16 protein-coding genes are annotated in these 21314 nt (G+C 38.5%); 3 read left to right on the top strand and 13 right to left on the bottom strand.

From position 1 onward, the window contains the following. Positions 1-11: 11 nt before the first annotated feature. On the top strand, positions 12-596 hold the full coding sequence (locus QT16_RS07350) for a hypothetical protein (protein WP_039487619.1): 585 nt from the start codon (positions 12-14) through the stop codon (positions 594-596). A gap of 22 nt (positions 597-618) precedes the next feature. Here QT16_RS07350 and rluF read toward each other — a convergent pair whose 3' ends face one another. The 10 genes from rluF to QT16_RS07300 all read right to left on the bottom strand — a co-directional run bounded on the left by rluF (position 619) and on the right by QT16_RS07300 (position 16168). After that, entirely contained in the window at positions 619-1644 is a 1026-nt protein-coding gene (gene rluF / locus QT16_RS07345; protein WP_039487777.1) for a 23S rRNA pseudouridine(2604) synthase RluF, read from the bottom strand. 86 nt (positions 1645-1730) lie between these two features. After that, positions 1731-2816 (bottom strand): DUF418 domain-containing protein, encoded by a 1086-nt coding sequence (locus QT16_RS07340; protein WP_502527562.1) that lies wholly within the window; start codon positions 2814-2816, stop codon positions 1731-1733. A gap of 15 nt (positions 2817-2831) precedes the next feature. After that, the gene (locus tag QT16_RS07335; RefSeq protein ID WP_039487615.1) at positions 2832-4046 is read right to left on the bottom strand and encodes an EAL and HDOD domain-containing protein; all 1215 of its coding nucleotides are present in this window, start codon (positions 4044-4046) and stop codon (positions 2832-2834) included. Positions 4047-4135: 89 nt separating this feature from the next. Continuing rightward, complete coding sequence (locus QT16_RS07330; protein ID WP_039487613.1) at positions 4136-5671, bottom strand: glycogen synthase; 1536 nt, start codon at positions 5669-5671, stop codon at positions 4136-4138. A gap of 80 nt (positions 5672-5751) precedes the next feature. After that, a complete protein-coding gene (gene glgC / locus QT16_RS07325; RefSeq protein ID WP_002958601.1) occupies positions 5752-7053 on the bottom strand; it encodes a glucose-1-phosphate adenylyltransferase in 1302 nt (433 codons plus the stop codon). Between the two features lie 14 nt (positions 7054-7067). Next, positions 7068-9605: a glycogen/starch/alpha-glucan phosphorylase gene (locus QT16_RS07320; RefSeq protein WP_039487611.1), complete on the bottom strand. Its 2538-nt coding sequence runs from the start codon at positions 9603-9605 to the stop codon at positions 7068-7070. After that, positions 9598-11661 (bottom strand): glycogen debranching protein GlgX, encoded by a 2064-nt coding sequence (glgX, locus tag QT16_RS07315; RefSeq protein ID WP_052201235.1) that lies wholly within the window; start codon positions 11659-11661, stop codon positions 9598-9600. Before glgX ends, QT16_RS07320 begins: the two co-directional genes overlap by 8 nt. Further along, a complete protein-coding gene (glgB, locus tag QT16_RS07310) occupies positions 11654-13861 on the bottom strand; it encodes a 1,4-alpha-glucan branching protein GlgB (RefSeq protein ID WP_039487610.1) in 2208 nt (735 codons plus the stop codon). Before glgB ends, glgX begins: the two co-directional genes overlap by 8 nt. Next, positions 13862-15856, bottom strand: a complete 1995-nt coding sequence (malQ, locus tag QT16_RS07305; protein ID WP_039487608.1) for a 4-alpha-glucanotransferase — start codon at positions 15854-15856, stop codon at positions 13862-13864. It lies immediately after the preceding gene. 9 nt (positions 15857-15865) lie between these two features. Further along, a complete protein-coding gene (locus tag QT16_RS07300) occupies positions 15866-16168 on the bottom strand; it encodes an isoamylase early set domain-containing protein (RefSeq protein ID WP_002958606.1) in 303 nt (100 codons plus the stop codon). Positions 16169-16554: 386 nt separating this feature from the next. Here QT16_RS07300 and QT16_RS07295 point away from each other — a divergent pair, with 386 nt between their 5' ends. Then, positions 16555-17487, top strand: a complete 933-nt coding sequence (locus tag QT16_RS07295) for a hypothetical protein (protein ID WP_039487606.1) — start codon at positions 16555-16557, stop codon at positions 17485-17487. Between the two features lie 57 nt (positions 17488-17544). On the opposite strand, the gene QT16_RS07290 is transcribed toward QT16_RS07295, so the two are convergent. From QT16_RS07290 to QT16_RS07280, 3 genes are all read right to left on the bottom strand, one after another. Continuing rightward, positions 17545-18714, bottom strand: a complete 1170-nt coding sequence (locus tag QT16_RS07290; protein ID WP_039487604.1) for a cache domain-containing protein — start codon at positions 18712-18714, stop codon at positions 17545-17547. Between the two features lie 101 nt (positions 18715-18815). Further along, on the bottom strand, positions 18816-19190 hold the full coding sequence (locus QT16_RS07285; protein ID WP_033020651.1) for a hypothetical protein: 375 nt from the start codon (positions 19188-19190) through the stop codon (positions 18816-18818). Positions 19191-19456: 266 nt separating this feature from the next. Further along, complete coding sequence (locus tag QT16_RS07280) at positions 19457-19885, bottom strand: Lrp/AsnC family transcriptional regulator (RefSeq protein WP_002958609.1); 429 nt, start codon at positions 19883-19885, stop codon at positions 19457-19459. Between the two features lie 194 nt (positions 19886-20079). On the opposite strand from QT16_RS07280, the gene QT16_RS07275 reads away from it, so the two are divergent. Further along, entirely contained in the window at positions 20080-21285 is a 1206-nt protein-coding gene (locus QT16_RS07275; RefSeq protein WP_039487597.1) for an aspartate aminotransferase family protein, read from the top strand. The last annotated feature ends 29 nt before the right edge of the window (positions 21286-21314 follow it).

The following is a 21314-nucleotide window of genomic DNA, read 5'->3' as shown; positions in this document are numbered from 1 at the left end:
GTGAATACCCTTTGACCTTTAAGCAACTCTTCAACAGCGCCCTATTACTTTTAGCAACGGCTCCTCCACTGGTTCTACTTGCATGGGATGAACAAGCCGATCCCGCATTTATTCCCAACGGTATATATAACACCTTAACATTTACGTTATTTCCAATAACGGCGATAGTGTTGTCGATTGTTTTATTAAGGCACCTATACAAAAAATACAATAATAACTTTGAATTTAAACATACAGTTAAAAATTATATTGCTGAGCATGGGAAGTTCCGCAGCGCATTTATACCACTGTTTTTGCCTATTTTAATTTACTTATGGTTATGGACGTCAGTATGTATTTCTGTGAAATTATGGGCCAATAAACACAGCAATAATATATGGCAGCAAGAGCATCAATTACTTGAAGTAGGTAGTTGCCCAACTGATTATGAGTACAGTTGTGCAACGCTAACTGTGCTTAGTTTACAGAACTACAGAAAATACACTTTTAGATGGTATTTAGATAAGAATAAATTGGTGACTTTGCAAAATAACAATATAAATTTAGTGGGCGTTACAAGCCCACTTGGTAATATAGTACAAGAAATACAGTGGTAGTAGAATACCACTTAGCTGCAGATTATTTTTTTAAGCTAAGGGTACGCCCCGAGCTAGGTTTAGACTGTGACGACTTGTTCTCTTTAATACTTTTTGGCTTACCAACATACGTGGTAGAACGCTTTTGATAAGGTGCTTTACTACGCTCATTTTTGCGCTCGCCATTAGCATTACTGCGATCAGAGTTGCGACTTAAATTTCGCTCAGTACTTCGCTCGCCACTTTGTTCGCCTTTATTAAAACGGCGAGGATTTTCACCCTGAAAATCACGCTTTTTAGGAACCGACGGCGTATTATTTTCTGATTGTTTATTAGCATCAAGCGAATGTTCTTGAGTTTTACCTGAGTCAGAAATCGAGTCGTTTATTTGCGCCATTTCAGTATCAGATAAATGACGCCACTGCCCTACCTTTAAACCTTTTAATGTTACGTTCATTATGCGCGTACGCTTTAACGTCACCACTTCGTAACCTAAATATTCACACATACGGCGTATTTGGCGGTTTAAACCTTGGGTAAGTACTATTTTAAATTCTTTAGGGGCAGTTTGTGTCACTTTACACTTTTTAGTTACGGTATCTAAAATAGGCACGCCATTGGCCATTTTTGTAACAAACTGACGATTAAGCGGTTTATCAACCGTAACAACATATTCTTTTTCGTGGTTATTACCCGCACGCAAAATTTTATTAACGATATCGCCTTCGTTAGTTAAAAATATAAGCCCTTCAGACGGTCTATCTAAACGCCCTATTGGAAATATACGCGTAGGATAATTTACCGCGCGAATAATATTACTTTGAATTTTACTTTCGGTAGTACACGTAATACCAACGGGTTTATTGTAAGCAATATAAACGCGCTTTGGTGTGGCTTTAAGTGGCTTGCCATCAACCAATACAACATCGGTAGCAGCAACTTTTACGCCCATTTCAGGCGAGTAGCCATTAACGCTGACACGACCTTGCTCAATATATTTATCGGCTTCGCGGCGTGAACAAAATCCTGTTTCACTAATAAATTTATTTAAACGTTTTAATTCGGTCATGGCACTTATAGCGTAGTAATTTTTAAGGCGAGTAGTGTAAACCACCCACACTATTTTTTCGCCCCTAATTTAAAATTTATAGGTGTTTAAGCATTAATTTTTGCTTTCGTTAATTTACGCCATACAAATTCAAGCGGGCCTTGGTTGAAATAGCGGCTGTATATAAAGGTAAATATAAGCTGCAGTGCAACTAATGCCGTTGCAACTAACCAGTAGTCAATACGATCAAAATTGAGCACCCAGTGCGTAAATAGCACTTTATATAACAATAATTGTATGAGTGTTTGGCTAATATATAAAGTAAATGCTAAGCGCCCCGCTTGTTGAATAAGCGTGCCAACGTGTGCGCTGTTATTGCAAAATTTAACAATTAAATGAATATACAGCGTAGCCATACCTAGCGCCGCAAAAATATTTACAAATTCTTGCACCCCATATCCTAAGCTGCCATTAAGCTGTGATGCATAAAGCCTGATTCCACAAAAAACAAGGGTCATTGCACCGCAAACTATTAATTGCTGAGTCGTTAAGCCTTTACTAAAAACGTCTTGTTTATATAAATAAATGCCAATAAGCATAAGGCCCACGCACATCCACATTGTCATTATTGGCACCATAACAAGCATTAACGTGTTCATAGCAAGGTTACTAATAAAGTAATCAATATAGTGTGGGTTATATAATTCAATAAACTGTGCTGTATCGCGGTAAATTATTTCATCGGGTACGCTAGATATAACAAGTAAGGTAACTACACCCGACAACAAGGTAAATGCAAGCCCTCTTTTTAAAAGTACATTGCTATCACTTTCTAAATATTTAATAACAAACCAGCCAGATACACCGTAAACAAATAAAATATCACCGGCCCAAAGTAAAAAACCATGCGCTAAACCAAAGAGGATTAACCAATAGAGCCTGCTTTTTATTTGCACTTCAGACTTGTAACGTTGCCACTGAATGTAAAGCCCAGCACCAAAAAGCAAACTAAACAGCGTTCTAAAACGCCCGTCTACAAACACGCTGCTAAGGGTGTGAATAATTGAGTCGCTAACAGGAGGGTTAGTTAAGGAGGAATACCCATATTCAAAAATGCCGAAGGCGTAAGCATTCATGTAAACGAGGCCAAGCACGGCAACGCCGCGAATAAAGTCCATATTATAATTGCGCATTAAAGCTATTATCCGTTAAATATTATTCTTATAACTGTCAGCCCAATCGACTGACTGCTGGTAAAGTGGAGGTAGTATAGCACTGTCAATATTCAACAAAAGTACAGCTTGTTCAAGTGCCCACCAGCTTCCTGTTTCATATGCTTTAACAACGTTTAAAATATAATAAAGTGTGTTTTTGTCCCCTAATAATGCCGTTTTTATTTCATCAGGGAAAGGTAGCTTTTCAACAAGCAAGCTCATTGGTTGATCAAGGATTGCATCCAGTAACGAGAATAATCCTGTTAAAAATGCTTCGCCTGACTGACTCTTATTAACCTTTTTTGCCACCAGCTCACAAAAGCGAGCGCGTACAACACACACTTGCATTAGCTCTGCAGGTTTTTTACCCGCTGTATGAGCAGTAACAATAAGGCTCACAAACTTTTTAAGGCGTTCGTGTCCTAAATACACGAGCGCTTGCTTTAATGACGATATTTGGCTTTGTATAGGAAACACACCGCTGTTTATTAATCTTAGTAACTTATATGCGAGTGCAGCATCTAGCTCAAACAGGCTTGCGATGGTTTTAATGTCAGGGCTTTGCTTCATGATTTCTGCGTAAATAGCGACGACTAAACCATAATTATAATCAACGTCGTTTTGCTTGATCATGGTAGGCTTTGCAAAAAAATAGCCTTGAAAATAATCAAACCCCATATCAAAGGCAAGCTCATAGTCTTCTTGTGTTTCTATTTTTTCGGCTAGTATTTTTATTTGTTTATGCGCTTGTAACTTAGTAACTATGGGCTGTATTTCGCTAAGAGGTGTAATTGCAATATCAAATTTAATGAGCTTCACAAGCTTTAAAAAACGATCCCATTGTGGTTTATATACAAAATCATCGAGCGCGAGTTTGTAGTTACTATGAAATAAACCTCGGCATAGCTCATAGTTGTCGTCGGTAGGTTCTATGGTTTCGAGCAACTCAATCACAACGTCTTGACATGGTAAGAAAGCACATAAATCGAGTTTTAATGATTCAGGTCCTATATTAATAAGTGCTTTTTTGCCTGATGTAATATGGCGTGTACCTAAATTTAATTGATTTTCCATAATAAGCCTTGCTGTTGCTTGGCCTTCTGCAATATCTGGAAAATAATTTTTTGGACTATCACGAAAAAGTAGCTCATAGGCTACTACTTTTTTACTTCGATTGAATATTGCTTGCCTTGCAACAAATACAGACACATTACCTACTTCTTAGCTTTTATATAATACTAAGTAATTAAACCCTAAGCAGGTAGATTTGTCACTAAACTTTAAAGTACACAAACGTTTTACCGGTATAAGGTTGTTATATAATCAGTTGCCACTTGTGGCCACGAAAAACGCATTTGCTCTGCGCTGTGCTTAATTTTATGCCATCTTTTAGGATTTTGCTTTTTAATTAAGAGAGTTTCGTCTAAACAGCTAATTAAATTACGCGTTTGCGTTGCCAACGTGTCTCCATTAAAGCTAAAACCATTTTCGTGGTGTTTAACAGTATCTTTTAATCCGCCAACACTGTGTACTAAACACGGTTGCCCCGCTCGCATTGCTAGCATTTGGCTAATACCACACGGTTCAAACGAGCTTGGCATTAAAAATAAGTCACCTAATTGATACATTAAATCGCCAACACCTTGCCCATAGCCCTTTAAAAATAAAAGATTGGAATTACGCGCCATTGCTTTGGTAAATATGCTTTCGAGCTCTTTGTCACCCGAGCCGAGAATAATAAGTCTGCCGTTATGTTCATTAATTAATTGGCACACTTTATCAATAGCTAAAACCCCATTAACCTGCTGGCACAATAACAACACTTTTTGCTCAGTAAGACGGCCAACGCTTGTAACTAATGGACCGTTATTAACCGTTGCTTTAAATTGCTGTAGTCGTTGGTGGGCAATATAATAGCCACTTTGTAACTGCTCGCTATTTGCCATCCAAGTAAATAAAGTTTTCTCTGCTTGGCTATAAAAATCAGCGAGAGTTGCTCCTTCAAGTGCATTGATTGGATATTCGCAGCCATTTAAAATACCAACAAGCTTGCCTTGGCTTGCTGCATTTTGCAGATCTTGCTCAAGCCCTTCGCCACCAAAAAAACCATCTTCGTAATTGCTAGGTTCGAGAACCTCTTGGCTATAAGTTGGCGATACAACATGTATTTTATCGCATAGATTTATTGCACTGCGCATAGGATTAAAACAATGAGGGTAACGCGGGTCGCATAATTGCTGGCCATTATAACTAAGTGATGGAAACCACGCCTCTAAGCTTGAATCATCATGTTTGAAAGGTCTTATACCTTGCAGTGCAATATTATGCACTGTGAAGGCAATAGGTAAGGTATTAAGTGAGCTATAACGTGGCTCAAACTTAAGTAAAACTACAACGCAGGCACTGTGCCAATCATGTAAATGCAGCGCTGCAGGGCGCTTTAATACACCTTGTAATAACGCTTCGCAGACGGCTGCGTTAAATAGAGCAAATTTAGTCGCATCAGTTGCAAAAGGCCTCCCCGGTGCATCATTACAATATACACTGCCTGATTCACTAAATAACGGGTGGCTAATAACAATTTGGCTTACATTAGTTTGGGCTTGTTGTACTTTAAAAATGGTTAATACATGGGGTTGAGCATTAAATGCAACAGTTACTTCACCTACATAAATACGCTCAAGCGGCTCAAACCCGTAATCAGGAATAACAACATCAACCGTTATACCTTGCTTAGCGAGTGCCCTAGGTGCATCGCGTACTACATCTGCCACACCGCCTACTTTTGCGCCTGGTAACGCGTCATTTTCTGCTGCAACCATTAATACATGCATTAATTTATTATTTCCTTTAAACCTGTGTGAGCTTGCTCACAAATGAGCAAGCTATGTTGTCGTGCTTATCTAACTTGTTGTTACGCTAGCTTTTTATTTTCTCGCGCTTGGCGTTCTAACTTTTTTGCAAGCTCAGTGAGCATATCACGTGTAACAAGAACGATACCTTTTTTAGATACCCTAAAGCCGTTTTCTTCATCTGTTTTTTTGTCAAAACCGATTTCAAGACCTGCCGGTATTTCACAGCTTCTATCTATTATTGCGCGTTTTATTTTACAACCTCGGTTTATAACCGCACCGGGTAAAATAACCGACTGCTCAATGGTACAAAATGAGCGAACGTGAACGTTAGAAAACAATAGGGATTTTCTAACCGCAGAGCCCGAAATAATACACCCACCCGAGACTGTTGAGTCTAAAGCCATACCGCGCCTATCTTCGTCATCAAAAATAAACTTAGCAGGTGGTAGTTGCTCTTGATAAGTCCATATTGGCCACGTTGGATCGTATAAATCAAGTTGTGGTTCTGGCATTACCAGTTCCATATTAGCTTCCCAGAACGAATCAAGCGTACCTACATCTCGCCAATAAGGTTGCCCTTCTTGGTTTGGATCTCTAAATGGGAAGGCAAACACATTATGCTCTTCTATAATCGCTGGAATAATATCGTGACCAAAATCGCGTCCAGAGCCTTCATTTTCAGAATCTTTTTTAAGTTGCTCAAACAAAAATTCAGTATTAAAGATGTAGTTCCCCATTGATGCTAAACATGTACCTGGCTTGCCGGGTACGGAGCTCGGCATTGCTGGTTTTTCATCAAAACGACACACTCTATTTTCTTCATCAACGGTCATTACACCAAACGTGTCTGCGGCTTCCTCTACTGGGACTTCAATACAACACACTGTCATATCTGCGCCTTTTTGCACATGTTCAGCCAATAAAGCACCATAGTCCATACGGTACACATGATCTCCAGACAAAATCATCACATATTTAGGAAGCTCGTGACGAATAATATCTATGTTTTGAAAAACAGCATCTGCGGTTCCACAATACCAATCATCACCTTGGCGCTGAGATGCAGGTAGTATTTCAACCGACTCTCCTAGCTCTTTTTTAAAGTGCCCCCATGCGCGGTTTACATGGCGTATTAATGAATGTGATTTATATTGTGTAGCAATACCAACACGTCTCACACCCGAGTTAATGCAGTTTGATAGTGGAAAATCGATAATTCGATGTTTACCACCAAAGTAAACTGCTGGCTTTGCTCGCCAATCGGTTAACTCATGCAGGCGAGAACCGCGACCGCCTGCCAGTATTAACGCGTAAGTTTCTCTGGTTAGGCTACTTATGTAGCGATTTGCATAATTAGGCATAATACTCTCTCCATTTAGTCTAGGCTGTTAGTGGCATGGCTTTTAGTTGTCGTTAAGTCTGTTTCACTAATATTGAGGGGTTCTAAATGCCAAATATCTTCACTGTATTGGCTTATGGTTCTGTCACTTGAAAACATACCACTGGCTGCTGTATTTAAAATACTCATTTGTGTCCAGTAGGTCTGATCTGCGTAAGCTTTATCAACTTCTTTTTGAGCTGCTACATAACTTTCAAAATCGTGAGCAACAAGCCATGGATCGTGCGGGCTCTTAATTGCATTTGTTATGTCGTCAAATAAGCATGGTTCAAATAAATTAAAATGCCCGCTATCGAGTAATTGCATCACATTCTTTAAATCGCTATTTTGCGATATTAAATGCTCTGGATTATAACGTGATTTAATATCGTCAATTTCGTGCGCTTGTGCGCCAAACAAAAAGAAGTTATCAGCACCAACAGCATCTCTAATTTCAATGTTTGCGCCATCCAGCGTGCCTATTGTCAATGCACCATTCATCATAAATTTCATGTTGCCAGTACCAGACGCTTCTTTGCCTGCGGTAGATACTTGCTCTGAGAGGTCGGTTGCAGGACAAATAACTTCCATTGCGGTTACGTTGTAATTAGGTAAAAATGCGACGCGTAAATATGGCGCAGCTTGAGGATCTTTATTTATAACCTCTGCCACGTTATTAATAAGCTTAATAATTTTTTTAGCCATGTAATAACCCGGCGCTGCTTTACCACCTAATAGAACACAACGAGGAACAAGTCCTTGGGTATCTCCACGGCGAATACGGTCATATAAATGAATCACATGAAGTATGTTTAATAGCTGACGTTTGTATTCGTGGATACGTTTTACTTGTACGTCAAACATCATTGATACATCAAAATTGATATCGCAGCGCGCCTTAACTAAATCAACTAAACGTTGTTTATTTTCACGTTTAGCATTTTGCCACTGCTCATGAAATGCCTTGTCGTCATAAAAACGACGTAGGTCACTAATTTTTGTAAAGTTTTTAACCCAATCATGGCCAATTTTTTCACCAATTAATTCACTTAATACTGGATTACAAAGCGCAAGCCATCGACGAGGCGTTACACCATTTGTTTTGTTATTAAACTTATCTGGCCACAGTGCATAAAATTCTTTAAATAATCCCGCTTTTAACAGTTCAGTATGAAGTGCTGCTACGCCATTTACAGAGTAACTACCTACAATAGCTAAATATGCCATACGAATTTGCGGCTCATCACCCTCTTCAATCAGTGACAATGCACGTTGCTTTTCAACATTTCCCGGCCATTGCTGTGCAACTTGTGCTAAAAAGCGTGCATTTATCTCGTAAACTATTTCTAAAATGCGTGGCAATAATTTTGAAAACAACGAAACAGACCATTTTTCAAGCGCTTCAGGAAGTAGCGTATGATTTGTATAGGCCATTGTTTTAGTTGTGATTTGCCACGCGTCGTTCCAATCTAATTCGTAATCATCAATTAAAATACGCATTAGCTCTGCAACAGCAATACTTGGATGCGTGTCGTTTAACTGAAAAACATGAAAATCAGCAAAGTCACTAAAGCTCTCGCCATGTTGGGAAACCCATTGGTCTACTACGTCTTGAATACTCGCCGATGATAAAAAGTATTGTTGGCGTAACCTAAGTTCCTTACCATTTTCGCTGCTGTCATTTGGATACAGCACCATGGTGATCTGTTCGGCTAGATTTTTTTGTGCGACGGCTTCTGAATAACTGCCCGCATTAAATTCGGTTAAATTAAATTCATCTGTTGCCTCTGATTTCCACAGACGTAGTGTATTTACGATATTGTTTTTATAACCAGGGACAGGTACATCGTACGGTACAGCTAATACATCTTGTGAGCCCATCCATTGACGGTGCTCTCTGCCAAATTTATCTGTGTAACTTTGCACATAGCCACCAAACTTCACACGTTTTGCATGCTCTGGTGCGCTTAGCTCCCATGGATGTCCTTCACGTAGCCAGTTATCTGGTTGCTCAATTTGGTTACCATCTTTAATCGATTGATTAAACATGCCGTATTCGTATCGTAGGCCATAGCCAATAACAGGCAACGCTAAACTAGCACAGCTATCTAAAAAGCAAGCTGCAAGGCGCCCTAGCCCGCCATTTCCTAAGCCAGCGTCGTGCTCGGCGTCTTCAATTGTTTCTATTGTTGTGCAGTACTCTTGTAGTGCTGAGCTTACTTGTTCATCTAAATCTAGATTTAAAACAGCATTACCTAGCGCACGCCCCATCAAAAACTCAAGAGAAAGGTAAGCCGTTTTGCGGCGTTTCTCTTGCTTAATTTGTTGATTCGTTTCTCTGCAGCGGGCCACAAGTCTGTCGCGAATAGTAAGCGCTAATGCGTGATACAAATAATGCTGCGATTCACCCACCTTATCTCGGCCGAGGGTATAATAAAAATGCCGTGTTAAGTCATCTTTAAGCGTACTTTCATCAATAACGGGACCTTCTTGCCAGCCCTTTACTACACACACTTGATCACTTTGTTTAACCATGACTAACATCCTCTAAATTGGCACTAAAAACCCAACTACTTTGTGCTGAAATTTCAACCATCGCATCTTCATTACTGCTCACAGATGCATTATGTACACTTGATAGAATCATTTGCCACGGCGCATTAATTGGCGATGGGGGCATTTGACAAAAAATTGTTTTTTCACTGGCATTAAATACAATCAGCAATGCATGATTGTTTTGCTTATCAAGTAAGCTGTACATTAAAAACTGCCTGGTATCTTCATGCCAGTGAGCATCAGTCATGGTTTTACCCTGTTCGGTAAACCACTTAACGGTAAAACGCTCGTCTATATCATCTAAAAATACACTGTGTTTAAACGCACTGTGCGCACGTCTAATTTTTAATGCATCATCAATAAATCGTGTTAACGAATGATTAAGTTGAGAATCTTTCCAGGCAAGCCAACTAGTGCGATTATTTTGGCAATAAGCATTGTTATTCCCCCCTTGCGAGTGTGCCATTTCGCTGCCAGCGGCAATCATTGGAACACCTTTTGAGAGAATTAAAGTAAGTAAAAAGTTCTTTTGTTGCTGTAAGCGCAGTGCGTTTATTTTAGAGTCACTGGTAAAACCTTCTACCCCACAGTTAAACGAATGATTTGCACTGTGCCCATCTCGATTTTGCTCGCCATTAGCTTCGTTATGTTTATGCTCATAACTCACTAAATCGGCAAGGGTAAAACCATCATGACTCGTTATAAAATTAATGCTATTGAGCGGCCCACGTTGGCTGTGCTCAAAAATATCAAACGATCCATGCAAACGTTTTGCAACGTTGGCAATAATGCCTGTTTCACTTTGCCAAAAACGTCTAATTACATCGCGGTATTGATCGTTCCATTCTCGCCATGGCGGCGGAAATGCACCAAGCTGATAACCACCTGGGCCTATATCCCAAGGCTCACTTATTAACTTAACTTTGTTAAGCACAGGGTCTTGGGCAACTACTTGTAAAAAAGTATGTGCGGAGCTAAAGCCTGCTTTTGAGCGGCCTAAAATGGTCGCTAAATCAAACCTAAAACCATCAACTCCCATTACTTCAACCCAATAACGAAGGCTATCAAGTACAAGTTGCAGTGTTTTAGGGTGGTCAATATTTATGGTATTACCACAGCCGGTATCGTTTATATAGACGTCAGGCTGGCCATCTACTGTGCGGTAATAGGCTAAGTTATCAAAGCCTCTAAGCGATAGTATAGGGCCATCCGCCCCTGCTTCAGCTGTATGGTTGTAAACAACATCTAATATGACTTCTATGTCTGCAGCATGGAGCTCTTTCACCATTTGCTTAAACTCGTTTATATCGTCGTTTACCAAATAGTCTTTATGGGGCGTAAAAAAGTTAAGCGTGTTGTAACCCCAGTAGTTTTGCAAACCTTTCCCTGTTAAAAATTGCTCACTAATAAAAGAATGAACAGGCAAAAGCTCAACGGCTGTAACACCAAAGCTTTGTAAGTGTTCAATAAAGCTTGGGTGGCTTAACCCTAAAAACTTTCCTTGTAGAGATTTGGGAATTTTAGGATGACGACACGTTGTACCTTTCACATGACACTCATAAATAACCGTGTTTGACCAACGGTGATTAGGCTTTTTATGCGTATACAACGTAGGAGCCGCTACTTTTGATTTAGGTATATCAATTGCATTATTTACAGTGCTTTTAGTACCGATTGGCATTTGCCCGTAATGGCGTTCACTCCAAGTAAACTCACCAAACAAGTCTTTTGCATATGGGTCTATCAGCAGCTTATTTTCGTTAAACAGTTGACCATTTTTAGGGTTATATTCACCCTCAACTCTAAAACCATAAAGCGCACCGGCGTTTAATGGCGAAATATGAATACTCCAAATACCACCTTCGTTGATATTCATCGCCATTTTTAGTATTTCTGAATGGCCACTTTTATCAAACAGGCATACATAAGCTTGGCTTGCCCCAGGCGCATAAAGCGCGAAGTTAACCCCATTATCAATAACACTAGAGCCAAGTGGTTCTACATTACCGGGTGCTACATCAAATCGGTTACTCATCATCAACCTTTTGTAAATAAATAGTAGTTAAGCCACCAATGGCAATTGAAATACTGTGTTTAAAACCATGATTTGATTCGTTTATTGCCTGAACTATCTGCGATGAATCTTTAGTTACCTCAACGCCAGAGCCAAAAAACTGAGTATCATCTGTATTTAAAATGACCTTGTAACGCCCTTTACTCGGTACGCCAATAACGTAGTTTTCATAGGACGCGGGGGTAAAATTAGCAATAACAACCACAAAGTTTTTTGCGTTTTTAGCATAGCGAACAAAGCTCAAAATGCTCTGCTGATTGTTATTGTTATCTATCCAGGTAAAACCAGCCGCGCTCGAATCTAGCTCATACAACGCAGGTTGGTTTTTATAAACCGTATTTAGTGTTTTTACCGTTTGCTTTATACCATTATGGCTTTGGTGCTCAAGTAAATGCCAATCGATAGAATGATCGTGCCCCCACTCTTTTCGCTGTGCAATTTCACCGCCCATAAATAAGAGTTTTTTACCCGGGTGTGCCCACATAAATGCGTAATAAGCGCGTAAATTTGCAAATTTTTGCCAATCATCGCCTGGCATTTTTTCAATTAACGATCCTTTACCGTGTACTACTTCATCGTGGCTTAATGGCAATATATAGTTTTCGCTAAACGCGTATACCATCGAAAAAGTCATTTCGTGATGATGATGCTGACGATAAAGCGGGTCGTGCTGCATGTAATGCAAACTATCGTTCATCCAACCCATATTCCACTTATAACCAAAGCCTAAACCGTTGTGCTCAACACTTTGGGTGACACCCGGCCATGCTGTTGACTCCTCAGCCACCATCATAATGCCTGGGTTGTTTTTATAGCTGCGCATATTGACTTGCTTTAGGCACTCAATTGCACCTAAGTTTTCACGCCCACCGTAACAATTAGCAACCCACTCGCCTTCTTTTCGGCTGTAATCTAAATACAACATAGAGGCTACGGCATCTACACGCAGGCCATCTAAACCAAATTGATGTAGCCAATACATAGCATTTGATATTAAAAAGCTTTTAACTTCAGGACGGTCGTAGTTATAAATGTAGGTATTCCAATCAGGATGAAACCCTTGGCGCTTATCAGCATGCTCATATAAATGGGTGCCATCAAATCGATGTAAGCCATGCGGATCGCTTGGAAAATGCCCTGGTACCCAATCAAGTAAAATACCTAAATTAGCTTTGTGGCACTGCTCTACAAAGTATTTAAAGCTGTTGTAGTCGCCAAAGCGGCTGGTAGGTGCAAATAATCCAACAGGCTGATACCCCCACGAACCATCAAACGGGTATTCACTTATTGGCATAAGTTGCAGGTGAGTAAAATTCATTTCAAGAGCGTAGCTAACGAGTTTGTCGGCAAGCTCTGTGTAACTTAAATAGCGGTTGTTTTCGGCGCGTTGCCATGAGCCTAAATGCACTTCGTAAATACTAATTGGTGCATCAATATGGTTACGCTTTTGTCTGTTTTGAAGTGCCTGTTCGCCAAGCTTTATAGGTTCTGGTTTATACTGCAGTACACTTGCAGTGCCAGGTGCTTGTTGCATTTTAAATGCATAGGGGTCGGCTTTTTCGAGCACCTCTCCACTTTGCGCGGTAATTGCAAATTTGTAGCACATGTCAGCTTTAAGGCCTGGTACAAATAACTCCCATACACCACTTGCAGGATGAAAGCGCATAAAGTGGCGATTCGCTTGCCAAAAGTTAAACTCACCAATAATAGAGACACTTGCCGCATTAGGCGCCCATACACAAAAACGCACACCGTCTACGTTTTGTTGAGTACTAAAATGTGCACCAAAATGCGAGTAAGCATGTTCAAGGCTGCCTTCGTTAAATAAATACATTGCCTCTGCATCAAGTGTGCTTTCAAAGCTGTATTCATCATAAAAGGTAACGCTGCTATCTGTGTACTGAGCAATGCATTCATATGGCGCAGTGGGCAAAGCATCAACTTTGGCTATAAATAAGTCACTTTGCTGGTAGCGCTGCGCCTTAATAGTTTTATTATTTAATGTAACACTTACGCTTATTGCACAAGGTAGATAAAAACGAACTTCAACCTCAGCATCCGTTTTATGTGCCCCTAAGAAGCTAAATGGGTCTTTAAATCGCCCTGTATTTAATGCGTGTACTTGTGCATCGTAACTATTTTCATTAGTTGTACTGCTCATTTAACCTTTCCTTATTGAATCGATAGCAGCTAAAAGTGAGGCATTTTTGGTAAAAATTTCTTCACTGGTATGCGTTAATACACGTCGCCAATTAGGATATTCTTTATCTGTTCCGGGGATATTGACCGGATACTTCTGCTCATCTAAGTCATCTATTTGTATTGCAAATAAACGCGATTGAGAGCCTGCTAAACACAATGCAAGTGCGCTATAAACAGTCACTGCTTCACTATGTAATAAAAGCTCAGTTGTATTGCCATGGTGATTAATAAAACGTAGTAACCTTTGTTGCTCTTCTATTCGCTGTTGCTTTAGTTGCTCGTATTCATTGCAAGTTATAAGCTTATATTGTTGCTTAATATCTAAATCATCATGTTGCCACCAGCCTGTAAATGGAGGGACATCGTGATTGGCTATCATTAACAAACAATGTGTTGCTAGCTCATCTACCGATAAAAACTCTCCACTGTGTTGTTTCTCAAAATAAAATAAGCTGTTGGAAAAAATACCGCTAGATGCCAAAGCTTCCCTAACCTCTGGCGGTACGATGCCTAAATCTTCACCAATAACAATACTCTGATTAATATGCGATTCAATTTTTAAAATGGCAAGTAAATGCTCAAACGGATAATAAACATAACAGCCGTCTTGTTCGCCATTGCTTTCAAAGCACCACCATAGGCGCCTAATAGCCATTACGTGGTCAATTCGAAGTCCACCTACGTTTTGCATGTTTGCGCGAATGAGCGAGCGGTAAAATTGGTAGTGATTATTGATAAGGCTTTGGGGATTGAGGGCTGGGAGGCCCCAATTTTGACCTGCTTCAGCCCATGGATCGGGTGGAGCGCCTACACTTGCACCTTGGCTAAACAACGATTGCTGATTTTTAAATTCAGCCCCATCGCCGGCACAACCAACAGCTAAGTCGTTTATTAAGCCAATAGCCATGCCTCTCTCTGCGCAACTTTTTTGACACAGTGCCAGTTGCATATGCGCTTGCCATTGCAGGTAATAAGCAAATGTTAGGTTATCTGATTCGAGGGTATTTAACGTAGTAGAATGAGCATTACAAAAATCAGTAAACGCTTGGCGACGCTCATCACTTGCCGTTAATTCAAACTGATTATAAAGCGCTTCAAATAACGTATACTTTATACGACTTACATTTTCATAATCTATAAACTGATCATTACTTTTAATAAGTGCAGCGACATCATCTTGCTGCATAATGGCGTCAAGGTTTTCGTTATTTATTGCGTCTTCGCTTAGTACGATGGAAATATAAAGAGGATTTAATAAAGCGCGACTATTAGGGCTATAAGGACTGGCTCGCTCTGGCATATCAGCGAATAGCAAATGCAGTGGATTAAGTAATATGTAATCCATGTTTTGGGAGCTGCATAGTTTTGTAAGCGCTAATAAATCGTCAAAGTCGCCAATACCCAAATTCGCTCTATTTTTTAATGTGTAAAGCTGAATAGATAATCCCGTGCGCTTTGTGTCTTCCACTTGATAGACTTGCTCAGGCACGCACCAAATTTGTGTAATAGCGTGTTGCTCACCTACCTGAACATTAGCGTCATGATAGCCAATTGGCATATTATCAATGGGTAGTGCCAGCTCAATATAGCGAACGCCATGCAAGTAATATTCACCAGTGACGGCCAAGTTATAAAGATTATCAAATGCTATGTGCATTCCAAGTGAAGGGACATCAATATTAGCGGCTAAATATTGCTGACGTTCATCTATACGAAGCTTTAACAAACATGTACTTTGCTCAACTAAACTCACACTAGGTACTAAATCCAGCCAAAGCGATGCATCTAAATCATAAGTTAGTTGAGCTATTCCTGCTTCATTATTTGTATCAACACCACAACATTGCAAAGCACGTTTACGCGTTTCTTCGCTAAAAAACACCTGTTCACCTGTATACTTAGTGAATTCAAAGCCAATACCATGCAGGTAAAACAACTGCGAAAGAGCATCCATTGAATCGCCTTAATTAGTGCGTTGAGTATTTACTATGCTGTTTTCTGTGCCAAAAGTATTGCCGATATAACCGTCAGCTTGATGGTCGTTATCCCAAATGTCTCCATTAATCAGATAACGAAAGTGAAATTGTTGATCGATAGGTAAGCGTTGCTTAAATTTAAACACACCTTGTTTTTTATAAAGCTTCATTGGCACTGGTTGCCAATCATTAAATTCACCTAATAAGCAAACTTCTTCTGCCTCTGGATGAGAAAATTCAAAAGTAACTTCAGCTTCATCTTTTGTTTTAAAAAAACGTTTATTCAACATAGCAGGCTCCAACTAAACCAAAAAGGGTACTTAATCTTTGCCACAGGCCATACAACTAAACAAAAAGGCGATGTGGTAACCATCTAAAAATCATTAAACGTGTTATTAGTTAAACAAAACTTTATTTACGCTTTATTACAGTGCAAATAATATTTCAATTACACCAAAAAGGTGCATTAACCTTATATACAATACGCTTTAAATGATACTTAACATACAGAGCAATATTCAAACCAACAAACTATTAAAAACCTCATTAGTTCAATATATAAATATTTATAGCTGCAAATATCCGAAGAAAATTTAAAATCCTAAATTACTTTTTTTATATTACTTCATCATGGATAATACACATCATTCTAATACTCTGAAATATCATTAATTTCATGTTGAAAAAAACCATTTTAATAACTACCACCATCATTTTTTTAGTTGTAGCTGCATTTATTGGTACCTCAATTTATACCCTATACAGTAAAAAAGAAATCTCAGTTGATCCTAAATTAAAAGAAATATCAGGAATAGAATTTGATAAACAGCAACGTTTATGGGCTATTAACGACGGAGGCAATGAACCAAAGCTATATAGACTCAATAAAGACGGTTCTATTGCTAAAGAAATTTTAGTTGAAAACGCTAAAAACATTGATTGGGAAGACATGACCCAAAACAAATTTGGGCACTTCTTTTTAGGCGATTTTGGTAATAACAAAAACGATCGTAGATGGCTCACTATTTATAAAATAGAAAACCCGATAGATATAAAAACAGATACGACTCAAGCAGAAATAATTAAGTTTACCTACCCCGAAATGGATGGCACTCCTATAAAGCCTAATAACCGTAATTTTGATTTAGAGGCATTTGTAGCTCTAGGACGTCACTTATATTTATTTACTAAAAACCGCACAGAACCATTTGATGGTATTACTAAGGTTTATAAAGTGGGCGATCATGCCGCTAATTTTAAAGCCGAGTTAATAGATTCATTTAAAACATGTACCACTTTAGAAAAGCTATGCTGGATAACATCGGCTGCTTTAAGCCCTGATCGTAAAAAGCTGATATTACTTGATTCAACCAGTATTTGGTTATTCGAAAATTTTGAGGGTGATAAGTTTTTTTCTGGCGATGTATCAAAAATTGACTTAGGGATAGTAACTCAAAAAGAGGCTGTCACTTTTTTTGATGACAATACTATTGTATTTACAGATGAAGAGTTTAAAGGTATTGGCGGTAATGCTTATTTTATAAAGCTTGATGAAGCCAAAAAAGAAATTATAAGAAAAAAGCCGACCTCAGAAAAAGTACATCCATAATATAATGTTAGCTAAGCAAAAGTTCCAAAGCTTAGCTAACTTATGAAAGGTATCGAGTTAGTTACTCTTTTCGTTTGACGAATGGAGTGCTTTTTCTACATCAACACCTAAAATCAACACTCCAATATGACTATTATTATCATCTAAAACAGGAAAACTTAGCTGTACTTGAAAATGATGTGTTGATGCATCATATGTAACGCTATCAAAGTTATAGTCCTTTGACTGTTTAAATATTTTAGTAAACTTATTTTCATCTCCTTGCCAGTAATCACTGGTTAACTTACTTATTGCTATATTTTTTCCTTGGCTATCAGTCAATATAAGCTCAGTAACAACACCTTTAAACTGCGATTGCCATTTTTTAAATACCTTAGATAACGGTAAATCAAGCATAGTTAACCCATAAGCATGCCCAACGTGTTTACTTTCTTTTATCCATAGCTGGTCTCGTTTCTTAATTTCAGGCTCACTCAAAGGAGACTCATTACTTATTTGAACTTCTTCGACTAAACTAGGTAAGTTTAATAAGGTTTTAGCGCTACTGTAGAGCCTATCAAGTATTTGCTTTTCTTCACTTTTTGATAGTGAAAATGGAGCTTGCGCACAAGTATTTATATTTTCATCGAACTGCTGCATAAATTCAGGAAGGCGTTTGAGAAGTGAATGCGAAGCAAATAATCCCAAAGGTACATATCTAAAAAATTCTTTTTGGTACTCGTCTTTATTAATGCCTAGCTTAGAGGCTGCTAATTCAAAATCGTCTAAATCAAGTAGGATTCTATCAATCCGTTTATGGTGCATTACATTTACTATTTCTTCTAATGAATTTACTTCTACCTCAGCAATAATATTCTGAGTTTTAAACCAATTTGCTTGATAACTTCCTCTTACTGCACCGTAACGCATTTTGTTTTTTGGTTTTTTAATGCTCTCTGGGTGGGTAAACCAGTACCAGCTTTCTAAAAAAATGGGTGATGATATACGTCCATAAGCTTTCATTTCAGGCATTAAATGGGTTGTGAAATATCCATCTAAGCGCTCTAACTTTACTTCTCTACGTGCACGTAACCATGGCAAGGTTTGTAGCTGAAAAGGGGCTCCCATTTCAAATAAAATACACTCGACTTGGTTGACTGCATTATTAGGTGCCGTGGTGGGTAAGTTTGTCCCAAACTGGAGAGGCTCAGTTAAACCTAATAAAAGAGTAAAAAAATATGCGGGCATAATCTATTGCTAAATAATGTACAAATTAAAATAAGTGTAGCCAAACAGATTAAAATTGCATTATTTGCTGTAATTATTAGGTAACAGCTCTACTTTCCTCGCTATGCAGCGCTGACACAGTTAATAAACCGTTCTGTTAGCAGTGTTACTGTAGCTTTGTCTGTATAGTGCTGCTTAGCATTTTTCATAATATGCTTTGAGCAAACATTTTTAGATTCTTCAAATTGAGAATTGCAGCTAGCAACAGTATTACCTAAAGCTTCCTGATAAGCTTTATCTGCGCACATAGTTAAAGCAAAATCTGTAGCGCCAGCAATTATTTCATTGATATTTACTGAGGATGTTTCGAGTTTAAAATAGATATCACTATACGTATTAACTTCTGTATTCTTCTTTGAAGAAAAATGACTAGCTTTGGCAGTTAAATAATAGCCTATAAGTATGATTGATAATATCACTGTAAAAACCGTTTTCATAATTTCCCTTAAAATAATAATTAATATTATATTTTTTATAGAATAGTACGAATTTTTACATAAATACGAGGGAGTGAGACTCTCTACATCCATGTAAATACTAAATAAATCCTTGTTAAATAATTACTAAAAACGCAATTAAAAACTGTACCTGATTTTATCACTCAAGCGAAATAAAGCAAGAGTCTATAAACAATTTATTTAGCAATGTTTATAGTGACCCTAAATATGTAAACAGTATTTAACGACTCAAGTGTAAAGGGAGATTAACGCTTAAATTTAGTTTCTAAAATAACAGAAGATGTTGTTCGCTCCACCCCATCAAGATTTCCTATATCGTCTAACAAATGACTGAGCTGTTCTAAATTTTGAGCTTGTACTACAGCAATTAAATCAAACTCACCACTTATGGCATATAGCTGTGAAATAGCATCAATTTGCTTAAGCTCAATGTTTGTTTTAGTCGTTAATTTTTGTCTTACTTTTATAGACACATGAGCTGATACCATTTTACTAAGGTAGTCGTCACCGTAATCAACGCTATAGCCTTTAATCACACCGGTTTCTTCTAATTTGAGCATTCGGCTTTGTACTGTTGAACGAGATAAGTCAAGCATTCGTGCAAGATCAGAAATACTCGCTCTTGCGTTTGTTTTTAGTACAGAAAGTAGTTTCTCGTCTTGTGGAGTTATCATAATGGTTATTTTCTTCGTTATTTTGACTTTTATTTTAATCATTTTTCACAAAATAGCACTGCAATTTTAACAGCTAACCTTCGATAATGACCTCTACAAGAAATAATAACGTGTTTGCTGAAGAATAAAGGCTATATTCTTCTTTGAGTTAGCAACTAATCTTTTATCTAAGCCCATTAAATTTAGGTGTAAAAATGCAAGTAACAAGAGACTTATTTAACGACGTAATGGTACCAAACTATAACCCATCAGCAATTATCCCAGTTCGTGGTGAAGGTTCACGCGTTTGGGATCAAAATAACAATGAGTTCATTGATTTTGCCGGTGGTATTGCCGTTAACTGTTTGGGTCACTGTCATCCTGCATTAGTTAAAGCATTAAAAGAGCAAGGCGAAAAAATTTGGCATTTATCAAATGTTATGACCAATGAGCCAGCACTTCGTTTAGCTCAAAAAATGGTTGAAGCAACATTTGCTGATAAAGTTTACTTTGCAAACTCAGGCGCAGAAGCAAACGAAGCCGCGCTTAAATTAGCTCGTCGTTATGCATTGGACGTATATGGCGCTGAAAAAACGCAAATTATTGCATTTAATAAAGGTTTCCATGGTCGAACATTTTTCACAGTCACTGTGGGCGGGCAAGCTGCTTATTCAGATGGCTTTGGTCCAAAACCTGCTGACATAGTACATTGTGATTTTAACGATATAGCGGCATTTGAAGCGCTGATCAGCGATAAAACATGTGCTGTTATGATGGAACCATTACAAGGTGAAGGCGGTATTATTTCACCAACAGATGAATTTGCTAAAAAAGTACGCGAACTTTGTACTAAACATAACGCGTTACTTATTTTTGATGAAGTACAAACGGGTGTTGGTCGCACAGGCGATTTATACGCTTATGAAGGTTTAGGGGTTGTTCCTGACATTTTAACAACGGCAAAAGCATTGGGTGGTGGTTTTCCAATTGGCGCTATGATCACACGTACACCGATTGCTGAGCATTTAAAAATTGGTACTCACGGTTCTACCTATGGCGGTAATCCGCTAGCTTGTGCTGTAGCTGAAGCGGCATTTGATACAGTAAATACACCAGACGTACTAAACGGTGTTAAAGAGCGCGAGCAATTGTTCCGTGACGGATTAAACGCAATTAACGAAAAATACAACGTATTTAGCGAAGTACGTGGTAAAGGCTTATTAATTGGCGCAGTACTAAATGACAAATTTGAAGGACGTGCACGCGACTTTTTAGTAGCAAGTGCTAATAATGGTTTAATGAACCTTGTAGCGGGCATGAATGTAATTCGTTTTACACCGTCTTTAATTATCCCGTTTGAAGATATTAAAGAAGGCTTAGCGCGCTTTGAAAAAGCCGTTAGCGATGTAGTAAACGGTTAATATAGTTTAAATTAGCACGCCTACAGGCG

Origin of the sequence: Pseudoalteromonas distincta, assembly GCF_000814675.1 — a bacterium.
GTDB classification, from domain to species: domain Bacteria; phylum Pseudomonadota; class Gammaproteobacteria; order Enterobacterales; family Alteromonadaceae; genus Pseudoalteromonas; species Pseudoalteromonas distincta.
This window is presented reverse-complemented; position numbering and strand designations above follow the sequence as displayed.

Coding starts and splice junctions, on each gene's coding strand:
- glgX (WP_052201235.1), bottom strand. CDS start 11,661: ATGAGTAACCGATTTGATGTAGCACCCGGTAATGTAGAACCACTTGGC.
- QT16_RS07300 (WP_002958606.1), bottom strand. CDS start 16,168: ATGTTGAATAAACGTTTTTTTAAAACAAAAGATGAAGCTGAAGTTACT.
- glgC (WP_002958601.1), bottom strand. CDS start 7,053: ATGCCTAATTATGCAAATCGCTACATAAGTAGCCTAACCAGAGAAACT.
- QT16_RS07330 (WP_039487613.1), bottom strand. CDS start 5,671: ATGCATGTATTAATGGTTGCAGCAGAAAATGACGCGTTACCAGGCGCA.
- QT16_RS07285 (WP_033020651.1), bottom strand. CDS start 19,190: ATGAAAACGGTTTTTACAGTGATATTATCAATCATACTTATAGGCTAT.
- QT16_RS07280 (WP_002958609.1), bottom strand. CDS start 19,885: ATGATAACTCCACAAGACGAGAAACTACTTTCTGTACTAAAAACAAAC.
- QT16_RS07340 (WP_502527562.1), bottom strand. CDS start 2,816: ATGCGCAATTATAATATGGACTTTATTCGCGGCGTTGCCGTGCTTGGC.
- QT16_RS07295 (WP_039487606.1), top strand. CDS start 16,555: ATGTTGAAAAAAACCATTTTAATAACTACCACCATCATTTTTTTAGTT.
- QT16_RS07320 (WP_039487611.1), bottom strand. CDS start 9,605: ATGGTTAAACAAAGTGATCAAGTGTGTGTAGTAAAGGGCTGGCAAGAA.
- QT16_RS07290 (WP_039487604.1), bottom strand. CDS start 18,714: ATGCCCGCATATTTTTTTACTCTTTTATTAGGTTTAACTGAGCCTCTC.
- malQ (WP_039487608.1), bottom strand. CDS start 15,856: ATGGATGCTCTTTCGCAGTTGTTTTACCTGCATGGTATTGGCTTTGAA.
- glgB (WP_039487610.1), bottom strand. CDS start 13,861: ATGAGCAGTACAACTAATGAAAATAGTTACGATGCACAAGTACACGCA.
- QT16_RS07275 (WP_039487597.1), top strand. CDS start 20,080: ATGCAAGTAACAAGAGACTTATTTAACGACGTAATGGTACCAAACTAT.
- rluF (WP_039487777.1), bottom strand. CDS start 1,644: ATGACCGAATTAAAACGTTTAAATAAATTTATTAGTGAAACAGGATTT.